The organism is Streptomyces sp. NPDC045956 (assembly GCF_056430705.1).
Map to the genome: position 1 here is coordinate 188,601 of NZ_JBWKKZ010000007.1, position 23,438 is coordinate 212,038.

Consider the following 23,438-nt stretch of genomic DNA (forward strand, 5'->3'; position numbering starts at 1 on the left):
TCCGAAACATGACCAAGGCAATCAGCGTCTCCGGACTCCACAAGTCCTTCGGCCGGACGCGCGCGCTGGACGGACTCGACCTCGCCGTCGAAACGGGCGAGGTCCACGGCTTCCTCGGGCCCAACGGCGCCGGCAAGTCCACCACCGTCCGCGTCCTGCTCGGCCTGCTGCGCCCCGACTCGGGCGCCGCTCAGGTGCTCGGCCGTGATCCCTGGTCGGACGCCGTCGACCTGCACCGCCGGCTCGCCTACGTTCCCGGCGACGTCGAGCTGTGGCCCCAGCTCACCGGCGGCGAGGCCATCGACCTGCTGGCGCGGCTGCGGGGCGGGCTGGACAAGCGGCGCCGCGCCGAACTCGTCGAACGGTTCGCACTGGACCCCGGCAAGAAGGGCCGCGCCTACTCCAAGGGCAACCGGCAGAAGGTCGCCATCGTCGCCGCGCTCGCCTCGGACGCCGAGCTGCTCCTCCTCGACGAGCCCACCGCGGGCCTGGACCCGCTCATGGAGGTCGTCTTCCAGGACGTCATCACCGAGGCCAAGGCCGCCGGCAGGACCGTCCTGCTCTCCAGCCACATCCTGGCCCAGGTGGAGAAGCTCGCCGACCGGGTGAGCATCATCCGGCTCGGCCGGACCGTCCAGTCCGGCACGCTCGCCGAACTGCGGCACCTGACCCGCACCACCATCGAGGCGGAGACCGAGCGCCCGGCCACCGGCCTGGACACGCTGCCCGGCGTCCACGACCTGCGCACCACCGACGGCAGGGTCCACTTCGCCGTCGACGGCAGCGAGGTGGACGGCGCGGTCCGCAAGCTCACCGAATTCGGCATCCGCAGCCTCGTCAGCCATCCGCCGACCCTGGAGGAGCTGATGCTGCGCCACTACGAGGACGGCGTACGGGGAGCCCTGCGATGACCGCCACCTCGACGACCCCCGCCGGCTCCGCGGCACGCCCCCGGTCCGGCACGGGCCGCACGGACGCCCTGGCCGGCACCGGCACGCTGATCCGCTTCGCCCTGCGCCGCGACCGCGTCCGGCTCCCGGTGTGGCTCGCGGCGCTGCTCCTCGGCACCCTGTCGACGGCCGACAGCTTCGCCGAGCTGTACAGCGCGCCCGAGGACCGGGCCGACGCCGTGGAGACGATGAGCAGCCCGGCCGGTCTCGCCATGACGGGCCCGCGCCACTACCTGGACGACTACACCTTCGGCGCCATGCTGGGCCACCAGATGCTCGGCTTCACGGCCGTCCTCGTCGGCCTGATGAGCGTCCTCGTCGTCACCCGGCACACCCGTGCCGAGGAGGAGACCGGACGGGCCGAGCTGCTGCGCTCGACGGTCGTCGGCCGGCACGCCCACCTGGCCGCCGCCCTCGCCGTCGCCCTCCTGGCCGACCTGCTCCTCGCCCTGCTGCTGGCCCTCGGCCTGACGGCCCTCGGCATCGAGGGCATCGACGCCTCCGGCTCGCTGCTGTACGGCGCCTGCCACGCCGCCGCCGGTCTCGTCCTCGCCGGCGTCGCCGCCGTCACCGTCCAGGTCACCGCCCACACGCGGGGTGCCACCGGCATGGCCCTCGCGGTCATCGGCGTCGCCTACGTCCTGCGGGCCGCCGGCGACAGCGGCCCGGCCGGCGCCCTGTCCTGGCTCTCCCCGATCGGCTGGACCCAGCGCACCTACGTCTACGTCGACGACGACTGGTGGCCGCTGCTGCTCTGCCTCGCCCTCGCCACGGCCTGTGCGGCGGCGGGGTTCGCGCTCTCCACCCGGCGGGACGTGGGCGCGGGCCTGCGGCCCGAGCGGCCCGGCAGTGCGCACGCCTCCGCCGCCCTGGGCACGGCCCTCGGTTCCGCCCTGCGGCTGCACCGCGGGATGTTCGCCGGCTTCGGCGCGGGCCTGTTCCTGATGGGTGCGATGTACGGCTCGCTCCTCGGGCAGGCCGACGACATGCTCAAGGACGTCGACCAGGTCCAGGAGGCCCTGGAACGCCTCGGCGGTGCCGACATGGCGGAGTCGTTCGCCGCGATGGTCATGGTGGTCGTCACGGCGGTCGCCGCCGTGTACGTGGTGATGGCGGCGCTGCGGCCGCGGACGGAGGAGACCGCGGGCCGGGCCGAACCGCTGCTCGCCACCGCTCTGTCCCGCGGCCGCTGGGTCGGCGGCCACCTGGCCGTGGCCACGGGCTGCGGCACGCTCGTCCTGCTGCTGGCCGGCCTGGGCATGGGCCTCGCGGGCGCCGCCTCCACCGGCGACGCCGCGCTGCTGCCCGCACTGATCGGCGCGGCCCTCGCCTACGCGCCCGCCCTGTGGGTGACGGCGGGGGTGGCGACGGTGCTCTTCGGCTGGTTCCCGCGGGCGAGCGCGGCGGCCTGGGCCGTGCCCGCGTACGTCTTCGTCGTCGGCTACCTCGGGCCGATCCTGAGCTTCCCCGACTGGATGAACAACCTCTCCCCCTTCGGCCACGTGCCCCGGCTCCCGGCCGCGGACATGGAGTGGACCCCGCTGCTGGTGCTGACGCTCCTCGCCGCCGGCCTGGTGCGGCTGGGTCTGGCGGGCTTCCGGCGGCGGGACCTGGAGACGAAGTAGGCGGGACGGCGAGGGAACGAAGCCGGCGGGACGGCGAGGGAACGAAGCCGGCGGGACGGCGAGGGAACGAAGCCGGCGGGACGGCAAAGGGAACGAAGCCGACGGGACGGCGAGGGGAACGAAGCCGGCGGGCGGACGCTTCACGTCTCGACGGTCAGTTCCTCCAGCCCTCGCATGACGAAGTGGGGCCTGCGCCGCGGCTCCGCGGCGAGCCTCAGCCCGGGTGCCCGTGCGAGCAGGGACGTCATGGACGCCGCCAGCTCGATGCGGGCCAGCGGGGCGCCGATGCAGTAGTGGATGCCGGCGCTGAAGGAGATGTGCGGGTTGTCCCGGCGGGCGAGGTCGAGACGGTCCGGGGCGGTGAAGGCCGCCGGGTCGTGGTTGGCGGAGCCGAACAGCAGCGCCACCTCGGCGCCCCTGGGCAGGACCGTGCCGTCGATCTCGATCTCGTCCAGCACCCAGCGTTCGAAGAGCTGGAGCGGGGTGTCGTAGCGCATCAGCTCCTCGACGGCCGAGGGGACGAGGGAGCGGTCGGCGCGCAGGGCCGCCAACTGGTCCGGGTTGCGGAAGAGGGCCAGCCAGCCGTTGGTCGTCGCGTTCACCGTGGCCTCGTGACCGGCGTTCAGCAGGAGGACGCAGGTCGAGATCATCTCCTGCTCGGTGAGACGGTCGTCCTCGTCGTGGGCCGCGATCAGGCCCGAGATCAGGTCGTCGCCGGGCTCCTTGCGACGGGCCGCGATCAGACCGCGCAGGTACTCCGAGAAGGCGAGCGACGCCCGGACCGCCTTCGCCGCCGTCTCCTCGGACGGGTTCAGCTCGTACATCCCGCAGATCTCCGCCGACCAGGGGCGCAGCGGGCCCCGGTCGGACTCGGGGATGCCCAGCATCTCGGCGATCACGGCCACCGGGAGCGGTTCGGCCACGTCCCGCAGCAGGTCACCGCCGCCCGCCTGCACCAGCCGGGACACCAGGTCGTCCGCGAGGGCGCACACATACGGCTTCAGCCGCTCCACGGTCCGCGGCGTGAACGCCTTCGACACCAGCCGCCGGATACGGGTGTGGTCCGGCGGCTCCAGGTCGAGCATCCCGTGGTCGTTGAGCGTGTGGAAGGGCTCCTGCTCCGGCGGGTACGGGGCCCGGCCGAAGTCCTCGTCGGTGAAACGGTGCCGGTGGGTCCGGCCCAGGCGCCGGTCGCGCAGCAGCGCCGAAACGTCCGCGTGGTGCGGGACGAGCCACTGGTCGCTGGGCTCGTAGTAGTGCACCCGGCCCCGGGCCCGCAGCTCGGCGAAGGCGGGGTACGGGTCGGCGACGAACGCCGGGTCCCACGGGTCGAACGCGAGGTCGGATTGAGCCGTCATGGACGGACGATAGGACGCCGACCGGGCCCGTGCCCAGAGGTCCCGGGCCGTCGGCCGCGACCGGCACGCCCGGCGCGGTACCGGCACGGAACCCGTCGGGCCCCCTGGTCACCCCGGTGTGACCAGCCTGGCCTCGTAGGCGAAGACCGCCGCCTGGGTGCGGTCCCTGAGCCCCAGCTTCACCAGGACGCGGCTGACGTGCGTCTTGATCGTCGACTCGGCGACCACCAGGTGCCCGGCGATCTCCGCGTTCGACAGGCCCTGCGCGATCAGCACCAGGACCTCCGTCTCCCGGTCGGTCAGCTCCCCGTACGCCGCCTGTGCCTGGGGCATCAGACGCGGGCCGTCGGACAGCTTCGAGAACTCGGTGATCAGACGCTTGGTGATCGAGGGGGCCAGCAGCGCCTCCCCGGCGGCCACCACCCGCACCCCGTCGGCCAGTTGCCTCGCCGAGGCGTCCTTGAGCAGGAAGCCGGAAGCGCCCGCGCGCAGCGCCTGGTACACGTACTCGTCGAGGTCGAAGGTGGTCAGCACCAGCACCTTCGACGTGCCGTCCGCCGCGATGATCTCCCTCGTCGCCTCGATACCGTTCAGCTCCGGCATGCGGATGTCCATGAGGACGACGTCGGGGACGAGCTCGCGGACCTTGCCGACGGCCTCGCGGCCGTTGACCGCCTCGCCGACGACCTCGATGTCCGGCATCGCGTTCAACAGCACCGAGAAGCCCTCGCGCACCATCATCTGGTCGTCGGCGATCAGGACGCGGATCGTGCCGTCGGTCATGCGTCCCCCTCGTGCACCACGGTGACCGGCAGGAACACCGCCACCTCGTAGCCGCCGTCGTCGGTGGGGGCGGCGGTCATCTCACCGTTCAGCATCGACACCCGCTCGCGCATGCCGGTGATGCCGTGCCCCGCGCCGGGTGAGGGCTTCACGAGGCTGGGCTCGGGGAGCGGACCGTTGACCACGCGCAGGCCCAACCCGCCCAGGACGTAGGAGACCTCGACGCGGGCGGTGGCACCGGGCGCGTGCCGCAGCGTGTTGCTCAGTGCCTCCTGCACGATCCGGTACGCCGACAGCTCGACGCCGGGCGGCAGCTCGCGCACCGCGCCGGTCACCGCCTTCTCGACGCTCAGGCCGGCGTCGCGGACATTGGCGAGCAGGCCGTCCAGGTCGGCGAGGGTGGGCTGCGGGGCGTCCGGGACCTCGTAGTCCTCGGCCCGGACGACCCCGAGGACGCGGCGCAGCTCGGTGAGGGCTGCCACCGCGTTCTCCCGGATGGTGGCGAAGGCGCGCTCCAGCTCCTCCGGCGGGTTCTCCACCCGGTAGGGCGCGGCCTCCGCCTGGATGGCGACCACCGACATGTGGTGGGCGACCACGTCGTGCAACTCCCGGGCGATGGTGGTGCGCTCCTCCAGCAGCGTGCGCCGGGACCGCTCGTGGGCGGTCACCGTCTCCTGCGCGGTCACCTGCCGCCGGGCGTCGCGGCGGATGTGCCAGAGGGAGACCACGAGCAGGGCGAAGGCGGTGAGGACGAGCATCGGGGAGCTGTTGCCGCCGTAGTGACCGGCGCCCCAGAAGGACTCGTTGGCGAAGCCGTACGCGGCGGTCAGACCCCACATCCACACGGCCGTCCGGGGCCGGGTGCGTATCGCCACGATCACCAGCACCGCCGAGTGGCAGATGAACGGGCCGGGCAGCCACGGCCAGTCGCCCCAGCTGCTGCCGAGCAGTGCGACCACGGGGGTCGCCGCCATCGACATCCAGAACGCGCCGACCGGCCGGACCAGTGTGGCCAGCACCGGGGCCGCGCACACCAGGCCGCTCAACAGGGCCAGCGGGCCGTCGTTCGCCCCACCGGCCAGGCCGCCGTAGAAGGCCAGCAGCGCTGCGGCTGCGACCAGCACGTAGGGAACGCGCGCCGCGTACGGCCGCAGCCGGGCGGGGAGGTGTCGACCCCACGGGCCGGCGGCGGCCGGGCGGGGCAGCGGGCGGTAGGCGAAGGCGTCGTGGAACAGGTCCTCGCGCAGTCCGCTCAGGGCGTCCATCGCCAGCCGGTACTCGGGGCTGCGGGACCCGCTCCCGTCTCCGGGATGCGTGGTCCGCGTCTGGGTCGTCTCGGTCACATCAGCAACGGTAGGGGCCCAGCGGTCCGCGGTCGTCACCAGTGAGAGGGGTCCTTCGGCGTCCGCCTCAGGTACTACGGCGATGACGCGGGGCCCGCGCGGGCCACCGCGGAGTCAGTACCCGGCGGGCCTGACCAGGCCCGACTCGTACGCGAAGACCGCGGCCTGCGTCCGGTCCCGCAGGCCGAGCTTCACCAGGATGCGGCCCACATGGGTCTTCACCGTCTGCTCGGCGACCACCAGGCGCTGGGCGATCTCCGCGTTCGACAGGCCCTGTGCGATCAGGGCGAGGACCTCCGTCTCCCGTTCGGTCAGGTCACCCACGCGCTCCTTCAGCGGGGCGCGCGGTCGGTCGTCCAGCCGGGAGAACTCGGTGATCAGCCGCCGGGTGATGCCCGGCGCGAGCATCGCGTCCCCGTCCGCCACCACCCGGACCGCCTCGGCCAACTGGTCGGCGGAGGCGTCCTTCAACAGGAACCCGGCCGCGCCGGCCCGCAGGGCCTCGTACACGTACTCGTCCAGGTCGAAGGTGGTGAGCACCAGCACGCGTATGCCGGGGTCCGCCAGGGTGATGCGCCGGGTGGCCTCGATGCCGCCCAGCTCGGGCATGCGGATGTCCATCAGGACGACGTCCGGAGCCAGCTCGGCGACCTTGGCCACGGCGTCCAGACCGTCCACCGCCTGTCCGATCACGTCGATGTCCGGCTGGGTGTTCAGCAGCACGGTGAAGCCCTGCCGGACCATCTGCTGGTCATCGGCGATCAGCACGCGGATCACCCGGCCGTTGTCGCTGGTCGTCATGGGGTGCCGTCCTCGGTGAAGGGGTCGGGGTCGCGGTCGCGGTCGGTAGAGGAGTCGGCGGCGGGGGCCGGGGTGGGGGCGGTGGACCGGTCGGCGTCGGCGGGCCGGTCGGCGTCGGCGGGCCCGGTGACGTCGACCGGGAGGAACGCCGCCACCCGGTAGCCGCCGTCCGGCATGGGGTGCGCCGTCAGGCTGCCGTCGAGCATCGCGACCCGCTCCCGCATGCCCATCAGTCCGTGCCCCGCTCCCTGGGAGGGCGACGGGTCGCGTTTCGGCCGGGTGTTGGAGACGTCCACCCGCAGGCCGTTCGGGAGGTGGGTGAGGTGCACCTGGGCGGTCGCGCCGGGCGCGTGGCGCAGGACGTTGCTCAACGCTTCCTGCACGATCCGGTAGGCCGACAGCTCGACCCCGGACGGCAGGGGTCTGCGCACACCGCTCGACCCGGTGTGGACGGTCAGGCCCGCTGCCCGGGTGTTCTCCACCAGTGCGCCGAGGCGGTCGAGACCGGGCTGCGGAGCGTGCGGGGCGGCAGCGTCGGCGCTCCCGTGCGCATCCGGTCCGTCGGGATGCTCGGCACGCAGGACGCCCAGCACGCGGCGCAGTTCGGTGAGGGCCTCCAGCGCGTTCTGCCGGATGCCCGCGAGGTTCTCCTTCAGCTCGTCCGGCGGGTTCTCCACGAGGAGGGGGGCGACCTGGGCCTGGATGGAGATCACCGACATGTGGTGGGCGACCACGTCGTGCAGCTCCCGGGCGATGCGCCCGCGCTCCTCCAACAGCGTGCGCCGGGCCCGCTCCTCGGCGGTCAGCGAGGTCTGCTGCACCAGTTCGGCGCGGGCCTCGCGACGCCCGCGCAGGGCCGTCCCCAGCACCACGGCCACGGCGAAGAGGATGACGGCGAGCTGGCCGGTCGGCTGGTAGGCCACGCCGCCCACCAGGCCCTGCACGACATAGGTGGCCAGCGCGGTCAGGGTCAGCGCCTCCACGGAGACCCGGGTGCGGACCCGCAGGGCGAGGAGGAGCAGGACGAACAGGTGCCCGATGATTCCGGCCGCGGGCCAGGGCCAGGGAAACCGGTCGCCGTCGACGGTCATCCCGGCCCGCACCGCGAACGCGCCCACCAGCATGGCGGCCATGGACAGCCACCACCCCGCGATCGGCCGCCACAGCGCCAGCACCATCGCGCCGCCTTGGGCGAGGCCGATCAGGAAGGCGAACCCCGGGTCGACCCCGCCGTGGTCATCGAGCTGGGCCACGCCTCCGAGCAGCACACCGAGGGCGGCCAGCCAGACGACCCCGTGCGGGAACCAGCGCAGCCACACGGACGGCGGCAGCGGGTCCGCCCGCCAGGTCCACAGATCCTCGTGCAGCACCCGCAGCACCCGCTGCGCTCTGCCGCCCGGCAGGTGCCGGCTCCCCCTTGGCTTCACCCGCCCCACCCTAGACATGACGAACTACCCCCGTGGTCCCGGTCGTTCCTCCGGGCTCGGCCATTCCCGCGGCCCCTGTCTCACTGGTCGCCCCTGCCGTCTCGCTCCTACGGGTCGGGTCCGTCGGGTCCGTCGGGTCCGTCGTCTTCCTCGTCTCCCTTGTCTCCGGCTCCGGCTCCGGCTCCGGCTGTGGCTGTGGCTGTGGCTGGCGGTGCGTGCGGACGATTCTGGAGCGGCGTCTGCCGCCGTTCCCCTCGAAGGAGCGGAAGGCCACCCAGCAGGCCGCAAGACCCAGCGCGAAGGCCGGGAGCCAGACCAGCCGGGCGGCGACCCAGTCCAGCCCTTCGGGGGCCGTGTGCAGGCCGGGCAGACGGCCCGCGAGGAGACCGGTGGCCGTGGTCGCCATCAACGCGGTCTGGTGCCACAGGAAGATCGTCATCGCGGACAGGTTGACCAGCGCGACCACCGCCCAGACCGCCGGCCGCCGCAGCGCGCCGCGCAACCGGTCCCGCAGGAGCAACGCGAGCCCGCACTGCGCCAGACCGAAGGTGACGGCGGCCAGCGTCGGCGGGTCGAGGTTGGACACCTCGGCGCCGGGGACGCCGACCATCGACGCCGGGTAGCCCGCCCAGGCGACGAGCGCCGCCGTCGCCGCCGTACCGCCCGTGAGCAGCAACCAGCCCGTGCGGCGGCGCTCCAACTCGCCCCGGGTCCAGGCGGCGCCGAGGGTGTAGGGGACCAGCCACCCGGCGGCGACGTTGATCCAGCCGAGCCAGGGCGGGGCGCCGAAGCCGAAGCGCAGCAGGTCCACATGGAGCACGGCGACCAACGGCCACAACGGGTGCAGTCGGGTCAGCAGCGGTGTCGCCGCCGTCAGCGCGGCGAAGACCAGGAGGAACCACAGCGGGGACAGAGCGAGCTTCACCAGGGTGCGGACGGTCGTGAACTCCGCGCCCGTCAGCAGCAACAGAGCCGCCGTCACCGTCCACAGGGCGAGGACGGCCGCGACCGGCCGGAACAGCCGCGACAACCGGGCGGACAGCCACCTGCCGTAGGACGTGCCGCGGGCGCGGGCCGCCGCGTGGCCCAGGGTGGCGACGTGGCCGCCCACCAGGAAGAAGACGGCGAGGGTCTGGAAGGCCCAGGAGACCGGGGCCAGCCACGGCATGTCGTGCAGCGGGCTGGCCGCGCGCAGGCCTGCGCCGTCGGCGACCAGAGCCGTCACCAGCCAGTGGCCGAGGACCACACCGAGGATGGCGAAGGCGCGCAGGGCGTCGACCGCCCGGTCCCGCGACGCGGGCGTGGCGGCGTCTATCCGCTCGGCGGCCCGGCGCCAGGAGGACGCACCGGCTGGGGCGGTGGGGAGCACCGGAGCGGTCTGGGGTGGCGGAGCGGTACGGGGTGCCGGAGCAGACTGGGGCGCCGGAGCGGTCCGGGGTGCCGGTGTCACGTGGGTCATCGGGTCACCTCCGTGATCTCGCCCAGGGTGATCCGGGCCAGGTTCCGCAGGGAGACGGAACCTGGGGCGAAGTAGTCGCTGTGGCCGCCGTCGCCGGCCGCGAAGACCCGGGCGCCGAAGCCCGGGGAGACGGGGTCGGTGCCGAAGCCGACGGTGGTGCCGAAGAGGTCGGCGCTGAGGTGCGGCACGTGCCCCACCCAGTCGTCCGCACCCCGGGCCGCCCACACCCGGGCGCCGGTGCGCAGCCCCGAGGCGGAGTCGGCGCCGGTGCCGGGACTGCCCACCAGGGCTATGTCGGTGACGTCCGCACTCTCGGCGGCGCGGGCGCAGACGACCGAACCGTAGGAGTGGCAGAGCAGGGAGAAGCGGGCCGTGGGGCCGGTGACCCCCCGCAGGACGTCGAGCAGGGCGCGGAGCTTCGGGGCGGCCCGGTCGGCGCGGCCGGTCGTCGCGACCGCGGTGCTGACGGTGCCCGGTGTCTCGTAGCCCAGCCAGGCCACGACCGCCGTGCGGATGCCGTCGGGGGCGTCCGCGGCCAGCCGGGCGTGCAGTGCGAGGGCAGCGGCACGGAACCGGCCGTACGTGTCGAGACTGGTGTCGGAGCCCGGGACCAGGACGGCGACTCTGTCGGCGCGGGTCAGGTCACCGAGAACCTCCGTGGCCTGTCCGGCGCCCCGCCCGTCGAAGGCGAGGAGGTGCCGGGACGGATCGGCCATCGCGAGGTCGGCTGCCGCGCGCCGGCGGTCTCCATGGGCGGCGGCCATCCGGGACGCCTCGGCGGCGTCGGCCCGGTGCGCGGCATACGCCTCGTCCAGCGTGCCGGCCGTCGGGGCCGCCGACACGGAAGGGGGCGGGGCCGGGGTCTCGGGGCGTGCGGCGCCGGCGAGAGGGAGGACCACGGCACCACATATGAGCGCGGCGAGGACAGTACGACGCGCTGTGCTCACGCGCCGCCGCCAACCTGCCGCCGAACGGGACCCCATGGCCTTCTCCCCTCCGGCACGCCCGCCCATCGGGCCTGCCTGTAAGGGAAGTTATGGATCGGGCGGGGTAACTCGCGTCCCGCCAGGGAACTCACCTGCGGGGTAGCTCTCAGGTATTACGGGTACGACCGGCACCGCGCCGCCACCGCCACCGTCGCCGTATCCGTCACCCCAACCCACCCGGCACCGGCACCACACCGGCCCCGCAAGCACCTCACCAGGCCAACTGCGCGATCTCCTCCGCCACCACCGCGCACGCGTCCGCCGCCGGATCGATCAACGGATAGTGGCCGACGTCCTCCAGCAGCGTCACACCCACCACCTCCCCCGCCCGCGCCGCCGCGTCGGCGTACGCCTCGGCGACCGCCTGCGGGACGTCCACGTCGGCGCGGCCCTGCACGAGGGTCGTCGCGATGCCGGTGGGCAGCAGCAGGGCGGGGTCGGCGTACGGCCGGCGCTCCTCGAAGCTCTCCTCACCGCCCAGGAACTCGCGCGCCGCACCGCCGCACACGTCCAGCGCCCCCGCGGCCCCGAAGTCGGCGATCGGCGCGAGGGCGACCACGCCGCGCAAGGGCGCCGGCCGGTCCAGGTACCAGGGGGCGTCGGCGGGCAGCACGTGCCGGGCCGCCGCCCACAGGGCGAGATGACCACCGGCGGAGTGGCCGGTCACCACGACACGACCGGCGTCGGCCTGCGGGAGGTGCTGCCGCACCAGCGCGGGCAGCGCGTCCAGCGCGGCGGCCACGTCGTCGAGGGTGTCGGGCCAGCGGCCCGCCACGGGGTCACCCCCGGCCGCGTCCCCGCCCGCAGCGCCGCGCCGGTACTCCACGCTGGCGACGGCGAAGCCCCGGCGGGCCAGGAAGGCGGCGAACGGGCTGACATGGCGCCGGTCGTACGGTGCCCGCCACGAGCCTCCGTGCAGGAGCACCACGACGGGGGCGGCGCCGCCCGGTCCGGCCGTACCGCGCGGGGCGTAGAAGTCGATCACCTGATCGACGTGGTCACCGTAGGAGGCGGTGGAGTCGGGGTCGACCGCCGGGTGCGAGAAGGCCGATTTCTGCTCCACGGCCTCCGCGGCGTCCCTCGCGGCATCGGTGCCCGGTCCTGCGGCGGCGTCCGGCATGCGCAACCTCTCAGCGGCGAAACGGTGTTGGCGGACCGGGGAAGGGAATCGGCCGTTGGCGGGACCGTATCAGGCCGGTGACGTGCGCGGACATGGGGTTGTCACGCTGGGTGAGGGGAGAACCGGTTCGGTCTCACCCCATGAACTCGGGCTCCTCGTACGGCGTCCACCACGCGGTCAGCCCCCAGGTGCCCAGCGCCAGGGCCGCCACGGCGAGCAGCGCCGCCGCCCACGCCCGCCCGCGCAGCACACGCAGGCCCACCGCCCAGACGGCGGCCGGTACGAGCGCCCCGCCCAGGGCGACGAGCGGGAGGTCGAGATAGAGCACGCTGAGGTCACGGTGCCGGGTCTCGAAACCGCCGGTCACGCTGATCCGGGCGAGCGGCGCCCAGGCCAGCACGGCGGTCGAGGCACCGACGGCGCCCGCGACGAGGCATCCGGCGCAGCTGCGGGTCCGTCGAGTCACATCGTCCACACCCGCCACCACGCCCCCGTCCCCGCCACGGTTCCCACCGCGCCACGCCACGGACCCACCTCCCCCCAGTCCACCTCACCCCGCAGCACCCGCAGCACCCGAGCGAGGACGGCCCGCACCACCACGGCACCCCGCACGCGAGGAGGACGCGGACCGCCCCCGAGGGAGCGGCCCGCAGGCCCCCGGCCCCCGGCCCCTACCCGAGCGTCTCCGCCAGCACCGCCGCCGCCCGCTCCACGTCGGCGAATCCGACGTACAGCGGTGTGAAGCCGAAACGCAGGACGTCGGGCGCGCGGAAGTCACCGACGACCCCGCGCTCGATCAGCCGCTTCATGACGTCGCCCGCGTCGTCACAGCGCAGCGCCACCTGGCTGCCCCGCTCCGCGTGCGCGGCCGGCGTCACGGACTCCACCCGGCCGCCGGGGACGTACTCCCCGACACAGCGCAGGAAGAAGTCCGTCAGCGCCAGCGACTTGGCCCGCACCGCCTCGACCGACACCCCGTCCCACACGTCCAGGGCCGCCTCCAGGGCGAGCATGGAGAGGATGTCCGGCGTCCCGACCCGGCCGCGCACCGCACCGGAGGCCGGCGCGTAGGCGGGGGTCATGCCGAAGGGCTCGGCGTGCGAGTTCCAGCCCGGGAGCGGGGAGTCGAACCGGCCCTGGAGGTCGCGGCGCACGTACAGGAACGCGGGCGAACCGGGGCCGCCGTTGAGGTACTTGTAGGTGCAGCCGACGGCCAGGTCCACGCCGTGCTCGTCGAGCCCGACCGGCAGCGCGCCCGCGCTGTGGCACAGGTCCCAGACCGTGTACGCCCCCGCCGCGTGGACGGCGGCGGTCAGTGCGGGCAGGTCGTGCAGCCGGCCCGTGCGGTAGTCGACGTGGTTGAGCAGGACGGCGGCGGTACGCTCCCCCAGCGCCGACGGCACCTCCGCCGGGGTGACCGGACGCAGGGTGCGGCCCGTCATCCGGGCCGCGGACTCGGCGATGTACCCGTCGGTGGGGAAGGTGGTGGCGTCGACGAGGATCTCGTCGCGCCCCTCGCCCGCCATGCGTACGGCCGCCACGAGGGCCTTGAAGACGTTGACGCTCGTGGAGTCGCCCACCACGACCTGCCCGGCCGCCGCGCCGACCAGCGGGGCGATCCGGTCACCGATCCGCTCGGGCGCGGTCCACCAGCCGCTCTCCTCCCAGGACCGGATGCGCAGCTCGCCCCACTGGCGCCGTACGACGTCCGCCACGCGCGCGGGGACGTGCGCCGGGAGGGCGCCCAGCGAGTTCCCGTCCAGGTACACGACGTCGTCGAGGACGAACCGCTCGCGCAGTGCCGCCAGCTCGTCGGCGGCGTCCAGCCGGCCGGCCTCACCGGCCAGCTCCCGCGGCTCGGACATTCGGTCCCGCGGCTCAGACGTACGCTCCCCCGGCTCAGACATACGGTCCCGCGGCTCAGACGTACGCTCCCGCGGCTCGGACATGAGGTCCCGCGGCTCAGACATACGACCGCGCCGTCCACAGCTCGGGGAAGACGTTGCCACGGGCCCGCTTCTCCAGCCAGGCCACCCCGGCGGAGCCGCCGGTGCCGGTCTTGGAGCCCATCGCGCGGCGGGTGGCGACCAGGTGGTCGTTGCGCCAGCGCCACACCAGCTCGGCGACGTCGGTGAGCGCCTCGCCGAGACGCGCCAGCTCGCCGTTCTGGTCACCGGAGTAGACGGCCGTCCAGGCGGCCTCCACCTCGGGCGCCGCCTCGTACTTGCGGGTGACGTCGCGCCGCAGCACGGCCTCGGGGATGTCGTACCCGCGCCGGGCCAGCAGCCGGACCACCTCGTCGTACAGGCACGGCTCGTGCAGCGCCTTCTCCAGCTCCGCGTGGACGCGGGGGCTGCCGCGGTGCGGGACGAGCATGGACGCGGACTTGTCGCCGAGCAGGAACTCCAGGCGGCGGTACATCGCCGACTGGAAACCGGAGCCCTCGCCGAGGGCGCTCCGGTAGGAGTTGAACTGGGCGGGCGTGAGGCCCGCGAGCGGCGTCCAGGAGGCGTTCAGCGCCTCCAGTTCCCGCACGGAACGCTTCAGCGCGTCGGTCGCCACCTGGATCCGGTCCTCGCGCAGAGCGCCGGCCGCGGTCTCCCACTCGTGGACGATGACGGTGAACCACAGCTCCATGACCTGGGTCGTGACCAGGAAGACCATCTCTCCGGGATCGTCGGAGAGGGTGTGCTGGAGGTGGGTGAGCACGTCCGCCTTGACGTAGTCCTCGTACGGCGTGCTGCCCTCGAAGTCGAGATTCGGGGCTTCGTGGGACATTGCTGTCTCCTGATGGCACTACGGGTAGCGGTCCGCCCTGCCGTTACCGGCACGGGGCCCCGGTCCCCAACGGCATCCTCCGCAATCGTGCCAGGAAACCGCAAGGCCCGCCCGCTCGCGGCGGGCGGGCCGGGACGCGCCGGACCTCGGCGCGGGAGGCAGGACCTAGCCGAGCACCTCGGCCGCGGAGGGCGAGGAGTCCTTCAGGAACTGGCTGCAGCGCTCGTACTCCTCCTTCTCGCCGATCGCCTGGGCGGCGCGGGCGAGGCCGTGCAGGGCGCGCAGGAAGCCGCGGTTCGGCTCGTGCTCCCAGGGCACCGGACCGTGGCCCTTCCAGCCGCTGCGGCGCAGGGCGTCCAGACCGCGGTGGTAGCCGGTACGGGCGTACGCGTACGACTCCACGACGCTGCCGCGCTCGAACGCCTCGTCGGCCAGCCGGGCCCAGGCCAGCGAGGACGTCGGGTACTTCGCCGCGACGTCGGCGGGCGAGGTCCCGCCCGCCAGCAGCTCACGCGGTCCCGGGTCGTCGGGGAGGTGGGTCGGGGGCGGTCCCCCGAGGAGGTTCTCGTGAATGGCCATGGCACAAGTCTGCGGCATGCGCGCCCCTCCCCCGCACGGGTCACCCCGCCCGCGTCGCCCCACCCCGCCGTCCCTCCACCCACGCCACCCCGCCCCACCGTCCCTCCACCCACGCCACCCCGCCCCACCGTCCCTCCACCCACGTCACCCCGCCCCACCGTCCCTCCACCCACGTCACCCCGCCCCGTCGGGAGCCCGCTCCCCCTCCAGCGGCGGCACCATGACGGAGCCGTGGGTCCGGCACTCGGGCCGGCGGCAGTCCGGGCCCGGGCGGCGCACCGTCGCGAAGGCGGTCACCGAGCCCGCCACGAGGACACCCGCGCAGATCAGCATGGCCGGTCCGAACGCGTCGTCGAAGGCCCGGGGCGACCGGTAGGCCTCCTCGCCCATCCCGGTGAGCAGCGGCAGCGCGGCGACCGCGACGAGGCCCGCCGCACGGGCCGCCGCGTTGTTGATGCCGCTGGCCAGCCCGGCCCGCGCGGTGTCCACGGCGGCCAGCACGGTCGCCGTCAGCGGGGCGACCAGCGTGACCATGCCGAGGCCGAGCACCAGCAGGGCGGGCAGCACGTCGGCGGTGTACGAGGCGCCCGGCCCGACCCGCAGCATCAGCACCATCCCGGCCGCGCACAGCAACGGGCCCACACCGAGCTGGAGCCGGGGCCCCAGACGCTCGGCCAGCTCGCCCGAACGGGCCGAGAACAGCAGCATCAGGACCGTCGTCGGCAGCAGGGCCGTACCGGCCGCCAGCGCGGACCAGCCCACGACGACCTGGAGCTGGAGCGCCGCGAGGAAGAAGAAGCCGCCGAAGGCCGCGTACACGCACAGCGTGACCACGTTGACCGCCACGAACTGACGGGAGGCGAAGACGTCCAGCGGCATCATCGGGTCCCGGCCGCGCCGCTCGACGACGACGAAGGCCACCGCCGCGGCCGCTCCCGCCACCGCGCTGAGCGTCACCGCCCAGGTCCCCGTACGCGCCTCGATCAGCGCGAAGGTGAGCAGCGCGAGGGCCGCCGCGCCGAGGGCCGCGCCGAGCACGTCGAAGCGGGAGTGGGCGCGCTCGTCCGAGGACTCCGGCACGTGCCGCAGCGCGATCGGGGCGCACAGCAGCGCCAGCGGGACGTTGAGCAGGAAGACCCAGCGCCAGCCCGGACCGTCCACCAGCCAGCCCCCGAGGAACGGACCCACCGCCGCGCCGACACCCCCGAAGCCCGACCACAGGCCCACCGCGCGGCCCCGGTCGTCGGGGTGGAAGGAGGCCTGGATGAGGGCGAGGGAGCCGGGCGTGAGCAGCGCACCGCCGACGCCCTGGAGGGCACGGGCGGCGATCAGGGTCCCGGCGTTCGGCGCGAGGCCGCACAGCAGGGAGGCGGCGGCGAACCACAGCACGCCGACGACGAAGATCCGGCGGCGGCCGAAGCGGTCGCCGAGGGCGCCGCCGAGGAGGATCAGCCCGGCCAGCGTGACCATGTAGGCGTTGACCGTCCACTGGAGCGCGGCGAGGTCGGCGTCGAGGTCGCGGCCGATCCGGGGCAGCGCGACGTTGACGACGGTCGAGTCCAGCAGGGCCATGCCGGACCCGAGGACGGTGGTCAACAGGATCCACTTGCCCTGCGGTGAGGCCAGCCGGACGTCGGGCATGCCCCAGGTATACAGCGAGCCCGGCGCGCGGGGGCGCCGGGCTCGTGCGAACGGTCGACGAGGACGACCGGTACTACTCGTACTACTCGGTGAGGACGACCGGTACTACTTGATCCGCCGGCCCGCCGAACGCAGGTGACCGCAGGCCTCGACGACCCGGGCGGCCATGCCGGCCTCGGCGAGCTTGCCCCAGGTGCGCGGGTCGTAGGTCTTCTTGTTGCCGACCTCGCCGTCGACCTTCAGGACGCCGTCGTAGTTGCTGAACATGTGGTCGGCGACCGGACGCGTGAAGGCGTACTGGGTGTCCGTGTCGATGTTCATCTTGACCACGCCGTTCTCCAGCGCGGTCGCGATCTCCTCGGCGGAGGAGCCGGAACCGCCGTGGAAGACGAAGTCGAACGGCTTGCTGCCGGCCGGCCGGCCGTACTTGGCGGCGATGCCCTCGTTCAGCTCCTTGAGCAGCTCGGGGCGGAGCACGACGTTGCCCGGCTTGTACACGCCGTGCACGTTGCCGAAGGACGCGGCGAGCAGGTAGCGGCCCTGGTCACCGAGGCCGAGGGCCTCGACGGTGCGCACCGCGTCGTCGACCGTCGTGTAGAGGGAGTCGTTGATCTCGTGGGAGACGCCGTCCTCCTCGCCGCCGGTCGGGGTGATCTCGACCTCGAGGATGATCCTGGCGGCGCGGGCGCGCTCCAGCAGCTCGGTGGCGATGGAGAGGTTGTCGGCGAGGGTCTCGGCGGAGCCGTCCCACATGTGCGACTGGAAGAGCGGGTTGCGGCCGGCCTTGACGCGCTCCTCGGAGACCGCCAGCAGCGGACGGACGTACGTGTCCAGCTTGTCCTTGGGACAGTGGTCCGTGTGCAGCGCGACGGTGACGTCGTACTTCTCGGCGACGATGTGCGCGAACTCGGCGAGGGCGACGGCGCCGGTCACCATGTCCTTGTTGTGCTGGCCGCCCAGGAACTCGGCGCCGCCGGTGGAGATCTGGACGATGCCGTCGCTCTCCGCCTCCGCGAAACCGCGCAGGGCCGCGTGCAGCGTCTGGGAGGAGGTCACGTTGATGGCCGGGTAGGCGAACTTTCCTGCCTTCGCCCGGTCCAGCATCTCGTTGTAGACCTCGGGAGTTGCGATGGGCATGTCCGCTCCTTGTATGTGCGGGTGGGCGTGATACGTGCTTCGGCCCTGACCTAGACCATGGGGGGCGACGTCATCGTCGGCCCCATCCTTCCAGACGGACCGGGATACTCCGAGTGGACGTCCGCCCGCTGGGCGGTACCGTCCCGGGCGGGCCTCAGTCCAGGCCCAGCTCGTCCTTGTCGAACGCGTACCGGTACGGCACCCCCGCGCCCTGCTCGATCTTCTCCGCGGCGCCCGTCGCCCGGTCGACGATGGTCGCGACGGCCACCACCTCGGCACCGGCCTCGCGCACCGCCTCGACGGCGGTGAGGGGGGAGCCGCCGGTGGTGGAGGTGTCCTCGACGACCAGGACGCGGCGGCCCTTGATGTCCGGGCCCTCGACGCGTCGCTGGAGACCGTGCGCCTTGGCGGCCTTGCGGACGACGAAGGCGTCCAGGTGCCTGCCGCGCGCGGCGGCGGCGTGCAGCATGCTCGCGGCGACCGGGTCGGCGCCCATGGTCAGCCCGCCGACCGCGTCGAAGTCCAGGTCGGCGGTCAGGTCCAGCAGCACCTGCCCGACCAGCGGCGCGGCCTCGCCGTCCAGGGTGATGCGGCGCAGGTCGACGTAGTAGTCGGCCTCCAGACCCGAGGAGAGGGTCACCTTGCCGTGCACCACGGCCTTGTCCTTGATCTGCTGCAGCAGCGCCGCACGTGCTTCCGTCATGTACGCCAGCTTAAAGGCGCCGCCAGGCCCAGGTCGTCGTGGCCTCCAGCGGCTCCACGGGCGTGACCAGGCGCGGAAGGGTGTTCAGGCCGTCGGGCGGCCCGGTCTGCGGCTCCACGCAGACGGCGGCCTCCTGCTCGTCGTAGACCACGACCCACTGCTCGGGGCTGGTCACCCGCAGCTCCAGCCGGCCGGGCCAGGTGAGGGTGACGTCGACGCCGTCGGGCATCCCGAAGCAGTCGTCCCAGGGGCCGGGCTTCCGGTCGACGCGGTGGCCGGTGGGGAGGTGGTCGTCGCCGCGCTCCTCCTGCCAGGCGGGGTCGAAGGCGATCACCGCTCCGGACCCGTCGGCCCCGTCGAGGGTGCGGTTGAACCACGGGTGCCAGCCGAGCTGCGCCGGGAAGGACGACGCGTACGTCTCCACCGCCATGGTCAGCGTCAGCGCGTCCTCGCCGAGCGTGACCACCTGGGTGACACGGCCCGGGTAAGGCCAGGGGTCGGCCAGGTCGTACGTGAGGACGGCCTCGTCGGCGGTGACGCGGGCGGTGCGCCAGGCGGCGTCGCGGGCGGTGCCGTGGATGGCGTGCGGCGGTGAGTTGAGCGGCATCTGGTGGACCGCGGCGCCGTCCCGGAAGCGGCCCTCCCGGATGCGGCCGCACCAGGGGACCATCGGGAAGCAGCCGTAGCGCTCGCCCTGCCGGAGCAGTTCCGTGCCGCCGACGCGCAGCCCGCCGATCCGGCCGCCGTTGCCCGGCAGCACGGTCGCCTCCGCGTCACCCGCGGTCAGCGTGATGGGTTCGTTGCTCACCCCTCGACCCTACTGGGGCGATCAAGAGGGCCCCACCCGGTCGCCGCGTCGGCGCCCGGCGACGGTTCAGCGGCGCTTGCGCAGCGCGCGGCCCACGACGATCGCCGACGCCACGACCAGCGCCGCCGCCGGGGCGGCCCAGCGCAGGGGGGCACCGGCCACGCCGGCCTGCGGCGCGGGGACGGGGGCGTACCGGCCGCGCGGCGGGGCGTGGTCCACCTCCTCGGCGCTGCGCCCGATCATCGTCCGCCGCGCGTGCGCGGCCTCGGCGGGGGGTTCGGGGGCGGCGGGAGGCACGGGGGCCGAAGGCGGTTCAGGGGCGGCTGGGGGCTCAGGGACCGCGGGAGGCTCGGACGAGGCTGGGGGCTCAGGGACCGCAGGAGCCTCAGGGGCGACTGAAGGCTCAGGAGTCACAGGAGCCCCGGAGGCCTCGACGGCGTCCGGCTCGTCCCGGTCGTCGTGTCCGTCGCGCTCCTCCCCGGCGGGCTCAGCCCCGGCTCGGTCCTCCCCGTCTCGCTCCTCCCCGGCCGGCGCATCCCCGGCGGTCCCCTCCGGGTCCGCCGGCGAGGGCGGGCGGCTCTCGGCGCCCGAGGCGGTGGGCGGCTCCGTCCGCGTCGTCCCGGGCCGCTCCGCTTCCACGGCCGCGCCCAGGTTCTCCGCGAAGCGGGTCAGCAGCCGGCCGGCGGCCGAGGTCACCACGTCCGCCGGCAGCTCCGTGACCCGCCCGTCGGCGGCGGCCGTACCGGTGACCGCCAGGGTGCTCCCGCCGTCGGCGTCCGCCACCCGGAGCGTGAGCGCGAGCGTGACCGTGCCGGTGCCGCGCGACTCGGTGGCGACGCCCTCGACGGCGTACGCGCCGTCCGAGCGCCCGGACAGCCGCAGGGAACCCCGGTAGGTGATGGAGTGACTGCCGAAGCGCACCTTCAGCCGGCCCGTGACGGGTGCGGCGCCGGCGTCCTGCTGGAGCCCCGGAACCGCCCGGGCGACCCGGACCGGGTCGGCCAGCACGTCCCTGAGCCGCTCGGCCGGAACCGGAACGAACACCTCATGCTCCATGTCAGCGCAGCCTACCCAGCGGGCGCCCACCGCACCCCCCGACGGCACAAACTCACCCGCCGCACGCCGGTACCGGAAACGCGCCCCCGTACCGGGAGCGCGCCTCAGTACCGCGGATGCACCAGCGTGGACGGCGGCAGCCCGGTGAGCCGGGTGCGGGTGGCCGCGCGGGCGTCCCGGAGCAGGGACGCGGACGTGAGGGTGCGCGGGCGCGGGGCCGCCGGGTCGAGGCGCAGGACGGGGGGCGTGCGGGCGGCCAGCAGGAAGCCCCGGTCGCGGGCGGCACGGGGGTGCCCCCCGGTCCCCTGGCGGTGGGGGCCCGGCGCGAGGCGCCCCGCCCGCCCGGCGACGCGGTAGGCGACGGTCCGCAGGCCGGCCGCGCGGAGCGTGGCGTCCACCGTCCAGAAGGTCCGGGGACGGGCGGTCACCGGTCCGGCGTGCACGACCAGCCGCCCGTCGGGGGCGAGTACCCGCCGCAGCAGCCCGTAGAACTCCTGCGAGTACAGCTTCGTGCCGGCCGTGCACCCCGGGTCGGGCAGGTCCGAGACGACCACGTCGTACGCGGCGGTGGGCGTCGAGCGCAGTCTGCGGAAGGCGTCGGACCCGACGACGTGGAGGCGCGGATCCGCGTAGGAGTGCTCGTTGAGGGCGGACAGGCCGGGGTCGTGCCGGGCCAGCCGGACCAGCCCGGGGTCGAGTTCGACGACGTCGACGCGGCGCACGCCCGGATGGCGCAGCACCTCCCGCGCGGCGAGGCCGTCACCGCCGCCGAGGATGAGCACGCGCGCGTGCGGACCGCTCATGGCGGGATGCACCAGGGCCTCGTGCCCGCGCCGCCCGTCGTCGGCGCTGAGCCGCAGCCGCCCGTCCAGGAACAGGTCCAGGGGCCGCCCGTCGGGGTCGCCGGTGAGGACCACCTCCTGCACGTCGGTCCGGACGGCGACGCGGACGTCCTGCCCGTACACGGCGTGCCGGGCGGCGCGTTCGAAGTCGTCGGCGAGGACGGTCGCCGTGGCGAGCAGGCTCAGCACCACGGCGTTCGCGGTCAGCAGCAGCCAGCGGGCCCGGCCGGTCATGTCGTGCCGGAACAGGCCGAGGACCAGCGCGGCGCCGACGAGCACGTTGACGGTGCCGGTGACCAGCGCGCCCGTCAGCTGACCGAGGAAGGGCAACAGCACGAAGGGGAAGGCGAGGCCGCCGACGAGCGCGCCGACGTAGTCCGCGGCGAACAGGTCCGCGACGGCACCGCCCGCGTCCTGGCGGCGGACGCGCTGGATCAGCTCCATCAGGAGCGGCACCTCCGCGCCGATCAGCACGCCGATCGTGAGCGAGAAGGCGACCAGGAGGACGTGCGGGGCGTAGGCCCACGGGCCGCCCCAGCCCCCGGTCCAGGCGAAGACGGCGTAGAGCACCATCGCGCTGAGTCCGCCGACGAGGGCGAGGACCGCCTCGACGGCGCCGAAGCCGGCCGCGGCGAACCGGCGCAGCCGTTTGGCGGCGAGCGAGCCGAGGCCCATGGCGAAGACCATGACGGACAGCACGACGGAGGCCTGGGTGACCGAGTCGCCGATCAGGTACGAGGCGAGCGCGACCAGTTCGAGTTCGTAGACGAGCCCGCAGGCCGCGCAGACGAAGACGCCCGCCAGCACCAGGAACCGCCCCGTGGCCGGCCGGACGGGAAGCCGCGCCGGCACCCCGGCGCGGGAGCCACCGTCCGCGCGGGAGGCGGACGCGGCACGAGGGTCGTGCCCGGCGCGAGGGTCGCCACCGCGGTCGGGAGGTCGTCCGCCCGTGCCGTCCGGGGAGCCGCCGGGGCCGCCCCAGGACGGCGGAGAGCCGGGCGGAGCGGGCGCGTGCGGTTCGATCACGGGGTGACGTTACGTCACTCCCGCATCGCTCCTCGTCACCCACACGTGTGAAACTGACGTTCCACCGGGCACCGCATGTTTATCCCGCGCCCGGTCCCCGGTCATTCGCGCGCCCCGGCTCCCACCCCGGACGGGCTGAGCTGCGACGTCGGCACCCGGACGCCCACCCTCGTCCGGGTCGCGACCAGATGGCCGTCCTGCGGGTAGGCGTGCCAGGTCCGCCAGTGCACCTGGCCCTCGTGACGCTGCACCAGCAGCGCGGTGAAGGCGTGCGGGCTGCCGGGGAAGACGCCGGCCAGCCCGTGCGGGTGGTCGGCGACCAGGGCCAGCAGCTCCTGCGCACGGCCGGCGAAGGAGCCCGGCGTCAGCACCTCCACGCGGGCGGCGAACTCGTACTCCCAGTCCCCCTTCCGCTTGGCGACGCCCAGCGGAAGGGGCGTGCTGGAGCCGGGGATGCACGCCACGGTCTCCGAGCAGCTGCCCCGCTCCTCCTCCAGCAGCACCTGGTGGGAGGCCCCCAGGAGGCGCAACTGGAGCTTGGCCCCCTCCAGTTCGAGGTCGAGGCTGGCGAGCGCGGGCAGCGGCTCGCGCCCCAGGGCCCAGGCGAGGTCCGCGGCGCGCGTGTCGGTGTAGGCGGTGTTCAGGGTCGTGAGCATGGATCGGCTCCGCAAGCACACATGGAGAGGAAGGTGTGGGGCCTGCGCATCCCGGTCACTGCCGGGGACGCGGCCCGCTCAGCCCGGTCGGCCGGTCAGGAGGGGGGTCAACAGGTCGTCCGAGGGGCTGCGTCGGTGATGGAGAGGGAATCATGAACTGTGGCGCCACCACAGCGTTTTTACCCAACATCGTGGGGTTTCCATCCCTCAGGGGGCTCCACAGCTCAATTGTTCAACCGAGGCGCACACCCCGCTCGCGCGGCGCGCGCCGGTGTGTGGGAGCGCCCACCGGGTGTGTTTCCCGGCGGGCGCTCGTGGTGGGGACGCGGGGCCCGGCCCAGGCGTGGGCCCCGTGGTGCG

The 23,438-nt window shown here is 74.2% G+C and carries 21 protein-coding genes; 2 read left to right on the forward strand and 19 right to left on the reverse strand.

The genetic code is table 11. The features are described 5' to 3' along the window. Nucleotides 1-8 precede the first annotated feature (8 nt). Together AC07FV_RS20060 and AC07FV_RS20065 are read left to right on the forward strand one after the other, a co-directional pair. The gene (locus AC07FV_RS20060; protein WP_479088740.1) at nucleotides 9-911 is read left to right on the forward strand and encodes an ABC transporter ATP-binding protein; all 903 of its coding nucleotides are present in this window, start codon (nucleotides 9-11) and stop codon (nucleotides 909-911) included. Beyond that, nucleotides 908-2,575, forward strand: a complete 1,668-nt coding sequence (locus AC07FV_RS20065) for an ABC transporter permease (protein ID WP_479088741.1) — start codon at nucleotides 908-910, stop codon at nucleotides 2,573-2,575. The genes AC07FV_RS20060 and AC07FV_RS20065 overlap by 4 nt, the downstream gene beginning before the upstream one ends. Nucleotides 2,576-2,715: 140 nt before the next feature. On the opposite strand, the gene AC07FV_RS20070 is transcribed toward AC07FV_RS20065, so the two are convergent. The 19 genes from AC07FV_RS20070 to AC07FV_RS20160 all read right to left on the reverse strand — a co-directional run bounded on the left by AC07FV_RS20070 (nucleotide 2,716) and on the right by AC07FV_RS20160 (nucleotide 23,078). After that, complete coding sequence (locus AC07FV_RS20070; RefSeq protein WP_479088742.1) at nucleotides 2,716-3,933, reverse strand: cytochrome P450; 1,218 nt, start codon at nucleotides 3,931-3,933, stop codon at nucleotides 2,716-2,718. Between the two features lie 108 nt (nucleotides 3,934-4,041). Continuing rightward, a complete protein-coding gene (locus AC07FV_RS20075; RefSeq protein WP_479088743.1) occupies nucleotides 4,042-4,716 on the reverse strand; it encodes a response regulator in 675 nt (224 codons plus the stop codon). Then, on the reverse strand, nucleotides 4,713-6,059 hold the full coding sequence (locus AC07FV_RS20080; RefSeq protein ID WP_479088744.1) for a sensor histidine kinase: 1,347 nt from the start codon (nucleotides 6,057-6,059) through the stop codon (nucleotides 4,713-4,715). The genes AC07FV_RS20075 and AC07FV_RS20080 overlap by 4 nt, the downstream gene beginning before the upstream one ends. A gap of 114 nt (nucleotides 6,060-6,173) precedes the next feature. After that, complete coding sequence (locus AC07FV_RS20085; protein WP_479088745.1) at nucleotides 6,174-6,860, reverse strand: response regulator; 687 nt, start codon at nucleotides 6,858-6,860, stop codon at nucleotides 6,174-6,176. Next, nucleotides 6,857-8,305: a sensor histidine kinase gene (locus AC07FV_RS20090; RefSeq protein ID WP_479088746.1), complete on the reverse strand. Its 1,449-nt coding sequence runs from the start codon at nucleotides 8,303-8,305 to the stop codon at nucleotides 6,857-6,859. Before AC07FV_RS20090 ends, AC07FV_RS20085 begins: the two co-directional genes overlap by 4 nt. Next, nucleotides 8,298-9,746 carry an acyltransferase family protein gene (locus AC07FV_RS20095; RefSeq protein WP_479088747.1) on the reverse strand — a complete coding sequence of 483 codons (1,449 nt, stop codon included), beginning with the start codon at nucleotides 9,744-9,746 and terminating at the stop codon, nucleotides 8,298-8,300. Before AC07FV_RS20095 ends, AC07FV_RS20090 begins: the two co-directional genes overlap by 8 nt. Next, entirely contained in the window at nucleotides 9,743-10,729 is a 987-nt protein-coding gene (locus tag AC07FV_RS20100; RefSeq protein WP_479088748.1) for an alpha/beta hydrolase, read from the reverse strand. The genes AC07FV_RS20095 and AC07FV_RS20100 overlap by 4 nt, the downstream gene beginning before the upstream one ends. A gap of 214 nt (nucleotides 10,730-10,943) precedes the next feature. Then, nucleotides 10,944-11,852 carry an alpha/beta hydrolase gene (locus AC07FV_RS20105; protein ID WP_479088749.1) on the reverse strand — a complete coding sequence of 303 codons (909 nt, stop codon included), beginning with the start codon at nucleotides 11,850-11,852 and terminating at the stop codon, nucleotides 10,944-10,946. Nucleotides 11,853-11,985: 133 nt separating this feature from the next. After that, nucleotides 11,986-12,318, reverse strand: coding sequence for a hypothetical protein (locus tag AC07FV_RS20110; RefSeq protein WP_479088943.1), 333 nt, complete (start codon nucleotides 12,316-12,318; stop codon nucleotides 11,986-11,988). Nucleotides 12,319-12,523: 205 nt separating this feature from the next. Further along, nucleotides 12,524-13,717, reverse strand: a complete 1,194-nt coding sequence (gene kynU / locus AC07FV_RS20115) for a kynureninase (RefSeq protein ID WP_479088750.1) — start codon at nucleotides 13,715-13,717, stop codon at nucleotides 12,524-12,526. Nucleotides 13,718-13,814: 97 nt separating this feature from the next. After that, complete coding sequence (locus AC07FV_RS20120) at nucleotides 13,815-14,630, reverse strand: tryptophan 2,3-dioxygenase family protein (protein WP_479088751.1); 816 nt, start codon at nucleotides 14,628-14,630, stop codon at nucleotides 13,815-13,817. A 165-nt stretch (nucleotides 14,631-14,795) separates the two neighbouring features. Next, the gene (locus AC07FV_RS20125) at nucleotides 14,796-15,209 is read right to left on the reverse strand and encodes a DUF3151 domain-containing protein (protein ID WP_479088752.1); all 414 of its coding nucleotides are present in this window, start codon (nucleotides 15,207-15,209) and stop codon (nucleotides 14,796-14,798) included. Nucleotides 15,210-15,383: 174 nt separating this feature from the next. Continuing rightward, nucleotides 15,384-16,850, reverse strand: a complete 1,467-nt coding sequence (locus AC07FV_RS20130) for an MFS transporter (protein ID WP_479088753.1) — start codon at nucleotides 16,848-16,850, stop codon at nucleotides 15,384-15,386. Between the two features lie 105 nt (nucleotides 16,851-16,955). Next, a complete protein-coding gene (fbaA, locus tag AC07FV_RS20135) occupies nucleotides 16,956-17,987 on the reverse strand; it encodes a class II fructose-bisphosphate aldolase (RefSeq protein WP_479088754.1) in 1,032 nt (343 codons plus the stop codon). A 154-nt stretch (nucleotides 17,988-18,141) separates the two neighbouring features. Beyond that, nucleotides 18,142-18,690: an orotate phosphoribosyltransferase gene (pyrE, locus tag AC07FV_RS20140; protein ID WP_479088755.1), complete on the reverse strand. Its 549-nt coding sequence runs from the start codon at nucleotides 18,688-18,690 to the stop codon at nucleotides 18,142-18,144. A 10-nt stretch (nucleotides 18,691-18,700) separates the two neighbouring features. After that, nucleotides 18,701-19,498, reverse strand: a complete 798-nt coding sequence (locus AC07FV_RS20145; protein ID WP_479088756.1) for an aldose epimerase family protein — start codon at nucleotides 19,496-19,498, stop codon at nucleotides 18,701-18,703. 66 nt (nucleotides 19,499-19,564) lie between these two features. Further along, on the reverse strand, nucleotides 19,565-20,554 hold the full coding sequence (locus AC07FV_RS20150; protein WP_479088757.1) for an SRPBCC family protein: 990 nt from the start codon (nucleotides 20,552-20,554) through the stop codon (nucleotides 19,565-19,567). 104 nt (nucleotides 20,555-20,658) lie between these two features. Further along, entirely contained in the window at nucleotides 20,659-22,422 is a 1,764-nt protein-coding gene (locus AC07FV_RS20155; RefSeq protein WP_479088758.1) for a polyamine aminopropyltransferase, read from the reverse strand. Nucleotides 22,423-22,523: 101 nt separating this feature from the next. Then, nucleotides 22,524-23,078, reverse strand: a complete 555-nt coding sequence (locus tag AC07FV_RS20160) for a DUF2617 family protein (RefSeq protein WP_479088759.1) — start codon at nucleotides 23,076-23,078, stop codon at nucleotides 22,524-22,526. Nucleotides 23,079-23,438 lie beyond the last annotated feature (360 nt).